This window comes from Microcystis sp. M079S1 (genome assembly GCF_020246425.1).
In the GTDB taxonomy this organism is placed as follows: Bacteria; Cyanobacteriota; Cyanobacteriia; order Cyanobacteriales; family Microcystaceae; genus Microcystis; species Microcystis aeruginosa.
Genome location: NZ_JADBSZ010000222.1, coordinates 1 through 6,301 on the forward strand (window position 1 = coordinate 1; position 6,301 = coordinate 6,301).

General features: G+C 42.1%; 8 protein-coding genes. 5 read left to right on the top strand and 3 right to left on the bottom strand.

What is annotated here, in order from left to right:
* Positions 1-169: 169 nt before the first annotated feature.
* The gene (locus IM456_RS14740; RefSeq protein WP_287694148.1) at positions 170-613 is read left to right on the top strand and encodes a VapC50 family PIN domain-containing toxin; all 444 of its coding nucleotides are present in this window, start codon (positions 170-172) and stop codon (positions 611-613) included.
* 288 nt (positions 614-901) lie between these two features.
* Here IM456_RS14740 and IM456_RS14745 read toward each other — a convergent pair whose 3' ends face one another.
* A complete protein-coding gene (locus IM456_RS14745; protein ID WP_149986981.1) occupies positions 902-1,399 on the bottom strand; it encodes a type II toxin-antitoxin system YhaV family toxin in 498 nt (165 codons plus the stop codon).
* 2 nt (positions 1,400-1,401) lie between these two features.
* Positions 1,402-1,737: a type II toxin-antitoxin system PrlF family antitoxin gene (locus IM456_RS14750; protein ID WP_149986982.1), complete on the bottom strand. Its 336-nt coding sequence runs from the start codon at positions 1,735-1,737 to the stop codon at positions 1,402-1,404.
* Positions 1,738-2,008: 271 nt separating this feature from the next.
* Between IM456_RS14750 and IM456_RS14755 the strand changes: the two genes are divergently transcribed.
* The 4 genes from IM456_RS14755 to IM456_RS14765 all read left to right on the top strand — a co-directional run bounded on the left by IM456_RS14755 (position 2,009) and on the right by IM456_RS14765 (position 5,661).
* Positions 2,009-3,187 (top strand): AI-2E family transporter, encoded by a 1,179-nt coding sequence (locus tag IM456_RS14755; protein WP_149986983.1) that lies wholly within the window; start codon positions 2,009-2,011, stop codon positions 3,185-3,187.
* 741 nt (positions 3,188-3,928) lie between these two features.
* Entirely contained in the window at positions 3,929-4,123 is a 195-nt protein-coding gene (locus IM456_RS23580) for a TLTLP motif-containing protein (RefSeq protein WP_012267246.1), read from the top strand.
* Positions 4,124-4,284: 161 nt separating this feature from the next.
* Positions 4,285-4,794 (top strand): inorganic diphosphatase, encoded by a 510-nt coding sequence (locus IM456_RS14760; RefSeq protein ID WP_004162542.1) that lies wholly within the window; start codon positions 4,285-4,287, stop codon positions 4,792-4,794.
* 180 nt (positions 4,795-4,974) lie between these two features.
* On the top strand, positions 4,975-5,661 hold the full coding sequence (locus IM456_RS14765; protein ID WP_287694151.1) for an N-acetylmannosamine-6-phosphate 2-epimerase: 687 nt from the start codon (positions 4,975-4,977) through the stop codon (positions 5,659-5,661).
* Between the two features lie 37 nt (positions 5,662-5,698).
* Here the strand turns inward: IM456_RS14765 and IM456_RS14770 are convergent, their stop codons facing one another.
* Positions 5,699-6,022 (bottom strand): DUF4164 family protein, encoded by a 324-nt coding sequence (locus IM456_RS14770; RefSeq protein ID WP_149986985.1) that lies wholly within the window; start codon positions 6,020-6,022, stop codon positions 5,699-5,701.
* Positions 6,023-6,301: the final 279 nt, after the last annotated feature.

Below are 6,301 nucleotides of genomic sequence, written 5' to 3' on the forward strand. Positions count from 1 at the left end.
AAAAGCCACTCTTAATCGTGTCTTGGAACGAAATAGAGGCTTTTAAAGACTGCGTACATGGAGAATTAAAACAAGAATTACCCTCGAAAAGCCTATTTTTCCACTAAGTATTTATGCTCATTGCAAAGGTGAGATGCTCCCTTTATACTCCCCTTACTGGTCGAAATTAATGTTAGAAGAAACAACCCGCAATCTGATTAATCGATATAATATAACTTCAATAAAAGCCCTTAATTTAGTGGAGACAATGAAAGCAGCTTTTCCCGAAGCCATGATTGAAGTGCCATCTGGTTTAATTGAGTTAATGACAAATGACTTAAAAGACCGTCATGTTCTAGCAACTGCTGTTATGGCTAAAGCTAATCTAATTTTAACTAATAATCTTCCTGATTTTTCACTGTCAGCTTTAGAAACTTGGGGTATAAAGGCTCAATCTCCTGATACTTTTTTAAGTCATTTGTTCGATGAATATCCCGAAGAAATTAAATTCAGTCTAAATCGGCAGGTCGAGAAATATAAAAATCCTCAAAAATCTCTAGCTGAATTACTAGAGTTTTTAGATAAAAAAGCTAATTTATCTAATTTTTGTCAAAAGATAACTAAAATTCTTTGATATAACTGAACTTCTCCAGTGTAAATGTACTAGCTATCTAAACATGGCTACAGAGGGAATCGCTGACTCTAGAGATTAATGACAGCATCTGTTACCATAAGGTTAGCGATCGCTATACAGCGAACTCTAGGGAATCGCTCCACTCCAGATACAGTCAACGGTACAGCCATTTTCAAAGGAAAATGTACCCAGTGACGGCTTGTCAATTTATTCTGAGAAGCTTCATGCAGTAAGGGTTGTGTTGATTTTTTAGTATTTATGTATGGGGAAGTCCAGACATATCTATCATTAAATTTCGGTTTCAGCAGCTTCGCGTAAACGGCTAATTGTACTTTTCGCCTCTTTGAGTAGGTCATTCCAATCATCAGGAGGATGACCGGTCTCCAGCATTTTTCTAAAGACTCTATAAGCGTCTGTACTACTCTCATAAGCTCGCTTAGAGTTTTCATCATTGACCCAAGCGAAAAGAATTATTTTACCTTCTTGATGATATCGAAAAAACAGTCGATACTGCTGAAAAAACTTGGCTCTAAACCAGTGTTTGTAATCGTCTCCAAGCGCAGTTCCCTGTCGATACTCACTGCGAGTTGGGTCTTGAGGAATAGTATCAAAGGCTAACTTTGCTATGGCAGCTAGACGCTTTGTCACATTTTTCCTTTTATAATCTTTAGGAAACTTGTGACGCAGCTCTTCAACCTGCGTCACAAGTTCTTCAAACTGTTCAAGGAACAGAGGATGAGCAAATATGTTCCATCCATTAATTATTAGGGGCTGATCTATAGACAACCTTATTCGTCCTCATCCAGAAGTGGTGCATCAAAATCCAGATCAACGCCGGAGACCAAGTATTGAACATGATTGACTAGGTTAGAACTAATTGCCTGTATATGTTGAGGGTTCTGTTCCATATCTTGTGCAAGAAAATTCAGAAATTTCCCAAGCACCGGATCATTTTCTTCTGCCCCGTCAGCCCTGGAAATCCATACTTTGCCGTCGGGCTGTATGTTGTAGCAGATTTTATCGCGCTTATTCAAGCCAAGGGCTTTGCGAACGGAATCGGGAATTGTAGTCTGATAGCGATCGGTAAGAGTGGATTCTGGCCATGGAGCCATCGTTGCAGCCATTGCGACCTCTCAGCCTGTTTGTAAAAACATCTTGATGGTAATGCAACTGCATTGTCTCGTCAAGTGTGGAGTGACTAGGTCTACAGCCTAACGGATGCGTTCACCTTAAATGTCGGCAGGATGCCCCCGTTACACCCATAAGGTTGTTGTAATAAACCTACACCTGTCAGCATCCCACACCCCATCTTCCCACTTCCCCCCGGTTGAGTTAGCGGGTTCGGCTTCGATCTGTCAGAATACAAGTATTGAAACAAACCTTTTAAGAGGCTTCATGGTGGAAGTTAAAGTCGTCCCCCCGAAACGCAATTGGGTTCAGACGTGGTGGCAATCCCTGAATTCCTTATCTCGCTTACTGGTGATTGCTCTAGCTGCACCACTTGTCGTCCTGAATGTCTGGGCATTATCGGCAATTTTTGGCTATTTTGAATCTTTATTTGTTATTTTACTGATAGCGGCCGTTCTATCTTTTCTCTTGGGTTATCCGGTGACTTGGTTGGAACGTCAGGGATTAAAACGGGGTTTAGCTGCGATCGTGGTTTCCCTGATCACGATTTTAATTTTTGTGGCCGTGGGAATAACCCTAGTTCCCTTAGTCTTCACCCAAGCACAGCAATTTGTCAACAGATTGCCGGAATGGTTAGACTCGGGACAGCGCCAACTGATGCAACTAGATACCAAAATCGATACGATGAATCTACCGATTCCGATCAGTTTCGATGGTGTTATCGCTCAGTTTAACAGTCGTTTAGGGGCAGAATTGCAAATTTTAGCGGGAAGAAGCGTTAATTTAGCCCTTAATCTCACGGTTTTTACCGTGGTGCGGGTGCTTGATGTGCTGCTAACCATTATCCTCACCTTTTATCTACTTCTCCACAGTCCCGATATCTGGAGGAGTATTATCCAATGGTTGCCCAAACCCGTCCAACAACCCTTTTCCCTAACCCTACGCTTAAGTTTTCAGAATTACTTTGTCGGACAGGTAATTTGCGCCACCTGCATGGCCCTGGGATTAGTCACGGCATTTTTATCGATTAAAGTTCCTTTTGGTCTTCTATTCGGCCTCTTGATTGGCACCATGGCCTTAATCCCTTTTGGGGGAACTGTCGGCATTGTCACGGTGACAGCTTTACTAGCTTTGCGCGATATTGGTTTAGCTCTGCAAGTTTTAGCCGTAGCTGTAGTGGTGCAGCAAATTGTCGAAAACGGCATTGCTCCCCGGATTTTGGGCAGTGTCACCGGGTTAAATCCCTTTTGGGTGTTGGTCTCGGTCTTGACGGGGGCGCGAGTGGGCGGTTTACTGGGGGTGATTGTCGCGGTTCCCATGGCAGTAATGATCAAGGAAGCTTTGGAGGTCATCCGTCAAGTGACACCGGAGGAGACAAAATACGGGATAATTAAACCCTCTCTCCCCCTAGAATCAGAATCCTCTAGCGAGGTAGTTTCTCGCTGAAGAATGACTGACGGCATCATCTGGGGCGATGTGAGCAGTAATATTGGCCGGGATAAATCGGCAATTTTCTCGCAGCTTCTTGGCTTTTCTCCCTCGATCAAGTTATGATGTAAATATTGGTAGATTAACTCCACTAGCCCTGATCGCCGTCCATGCCCGGAAAGGACAAATGAAGGCTTGAAGATGCCTTGCTGGTCTCTGGGGCCTGGCTTATTGGGAGATTATTACTAACCAATTATCTCTAAACTCGGATAATTTTAAGAACGGGTCATTGTCTATCCCGATAAATAAGCAAAAAATCGATATTTTGGTTAAATAGGCTACATTAACAGCCAGGTTTCTATCGTAAGCTCGAAGTTAAGACATAAAGTCAATATCACCCTCCGATTGCAATGAGAAAATGTTTGAATCGCTTAATATTTGGGCTTTTCAGACATTTTTTTTGTGGATTGATACTAAATCCAGTTATTAAAAACTGATTTAGTATGACATGGACAAACACCAACAGACCATGATCTGGAGAGATCGTCAAGAAAAGTATCAGAGTGAACTCTTGGAAAAGAATTGGTAAAATATAATTAGTAGGGAGAATATTGCTGTTAATGTTTCGCTTTCTCACGAGACGTTAACCAAGCTCAAAGGCAAAAAATAGCAGTAATTTGCTAAAAGCTAAAAGCCGATAGCTGACTGCTCTATATATCTCTCGTATTCTTTACTTGTCGAGTTCAACACGACCCCTTTATGGAATCAAGCAACCCGTCAGGGAAGACTTCCGAACCTCCTAGTCATAGGTGGGCTAATTTACTCGGAACCATGATCGCAATTCTGACCCTAACGTTACCCTTGTTAGCGATTGGATATAACTCCACGCCTAACTATACCGAAGAACCCCTTACCGGTAACACATCCTACTCCCTAACGAGGCAAATGAGGTGACAGAATTGAGATAGACGATTGCCAAAATAAAAATTTTTTTCTTCGTCCCGATCCCCCTTATGGGTAAAATTTGGATCGGAGTTAATCAAAGTGTGTTTTAATTTTGCTTGCGCTTTTAGGTGACTCTAAAGGCGCTATTGTCTTGTATTTGGAGAAAGCTTGTGGATTTATCGCGCATTCCTGCCCAACCGAAACCAGGTTTAATTAACGTTTTAGTGGAAATTACCGCCGGTAGTAAGAATAAATACGAGTTTGATAAGGATTTAAACGCCTTTGCTCTCGATCGCGTTCTCTATTCTTCGGTACAATATCCCTGTGATTATGGTTTTGTTCCCAATACCCTCGCCGATGACGGCGATCCTTTAGATGGTATGGTGATCATGGATCAGCCTACTTTCCCCGGCTGTGTGATTACGGCGCGTCCCATTGGTATGCTAGAAATGATCGATGGTGGTGATCGCGATGAAAAAATTCTCTGTGTTCCCGCTAAAGATCCTCGTTATGCTGAGGTAAAATCCCTCAAAGATGTCTCTCCCCATCGCTTGCAGGAAATCGCCGAGTTTTTCAAAACCTATAAGAATCTAGAGAAAAAAGTCACAGAAATTCTCGGTTGGAAAGATGTGGACGCAGTAACCGCTTTAGTTGAACAGTGTATTGCTGCTTATAAGTAAGGTTTGCGGCAAAAAGTTTGCTGGTGGGGTTAGTTATCAGTTATCAGTTATCAGTTATCAGTTATCAGATGTGAGTTTTCAGTTCACTGATTACTGTTTACTGTTTACTGATCACTGAAAAAAGCTTCTCCCTACACCCCACACCCCACACCCCACACCCCACACCCTACACCCCAATTTATGCGAATAGAAACCTTAAAATCGGGTTTAATCGTCTCCTGTCAAGCGCCAGTGGAGTCATCTCTGCACGATCCTGTAATTATTGCCGCCATGGCTCATGCTTGTGTGGATAGGGGTGCTTGTGGGGTAAGAATTGATAGTCCCGCTCATCTGAAAGCCACCCGTCAACAATTGCCGGATATACCGATAATTGGACTCTGGAAACGCAATTATCGCGATTGTTCGGTATATATTACTCCCAAATATCAAGATGCTCTCGCCATTGCCGATGCCGGTGCCGATATAATTGCCTTGGATGCTACCCCAAGAAAGCGTCCTAATGATGAAAATTTAGCCACAATTATTGATTGTATTCATCAGGAAACTGGTAAATTAGTCATGGCAGATATAGACTCGCTCGAAAGTGCTATTTATGCCGTGGCAGCTGGTGCTGATATTGTCGGTACAACTCTTTACGGTTACACAGAAGCGACTAAACATCTGCAGCCGCCGAGTTTTTCTTTCCTAGAAGAATTAGTTAATAAGTTATCAGTTCCTGTTATCTGTGAAGGAGGAATATCGACCCCAACAGAAGCAAAAAAAGCCCTAGAAGTTGGTGCATATTCGGTAGTTGTTGGCACGGCAATTACAGGTATTGATTTAAAAACTACCGCTTTTTTACAAGGAATTTTATCAAAATATTCATGACATTGATCTTGATCCTAGCCGTGCCTAGTAGCCACTTCTAGGGATTAGGAAAAAAACCAAAAAGTTTAGCTGCACCACCCAAAATGGCGACGACTAAAGCGATTAGAATTCCCCGGTTAGTAAATTCCTGATAGGCAATCCGTGCTGTTAATCCCTTGATTTCCGTGGTCAATCGCTCATCTAAAGCTTTAATATCTCCTTTTAACTCTCCTTTGAGTTCCACCTGTCCGATTTCTAATTTTGTGAGACGTTCATCGATTTTGTCGAATTTTTGAGTAACATCTCTTTGTAGGTTATCGATTTTTCCCTCAATCCTTGTCAGAACGGCTTCTAGGGAATAAGTTACAGTTTCGTTAGACATTTGCTAAACCCCTATTCAGTTTTCAGTTATCAGATTTGAATTTTAAGTGAACGGTATTAAATGGCAGTTTTCTACTGTCTTTTCACCGATTACTGTTTACTGATCACTGTTTACTGTTTACTGATTATGGCAGTTTTCGCAACATCTCAATAAATGCTGGTAAGGAAGCCGAAGTCAACCTAGAAAATGAACCCGCTAAGTGAGAAAGCATCGACTTAGGTTGCACTGAGGAAGAAAATCTGCTTTAACTAAGGATATGCTTCTTCCCATCGAGATCCC

Coding starts and splice junctions, on each gene's coding strand:
- IM456_RS14740 (WP_287694148.1), top strand. CDS start 170: ATGTTAGAAGAAACAACCCGCAATCTGATTAATCGATATAATATAACT.
- IM456_RS14750 (WP_149986982.1), bottom strand. CDS start 1,737: ATGGCTGCAACGATGGCTCCATGGCCAGAATCCACTCTTACCGATCGC.
- IM456_RS14755 (WP_149986983.1), top strand. CDS start 2,009: ATGGTGGAAGTTAAAGTCGTCCCCCCGAAACGCAATTGGGTTCAGACG.
- IM456_RS23580 (WP_012267246.1), top strand. CDS start 3,929: ATGGAATCAAGCAACCCGTCAGGGAAGACTTCCGAACCTCCTAGTCAT.
- IM456_RS14765 (WP_287694151.1), top strand. CDS start 4,975: ATGCGAATAGAAACCTTAAAATCGGGTTTAATCGTCTCCTGTCAAGCG.
- IM456_RS14770 (WP_149986985.1), bottom strand. CDS start 6,022: ATGTCTAACGAAACTGTAACTTATTCCCTAGAAGCCGTTCTGACAAGG.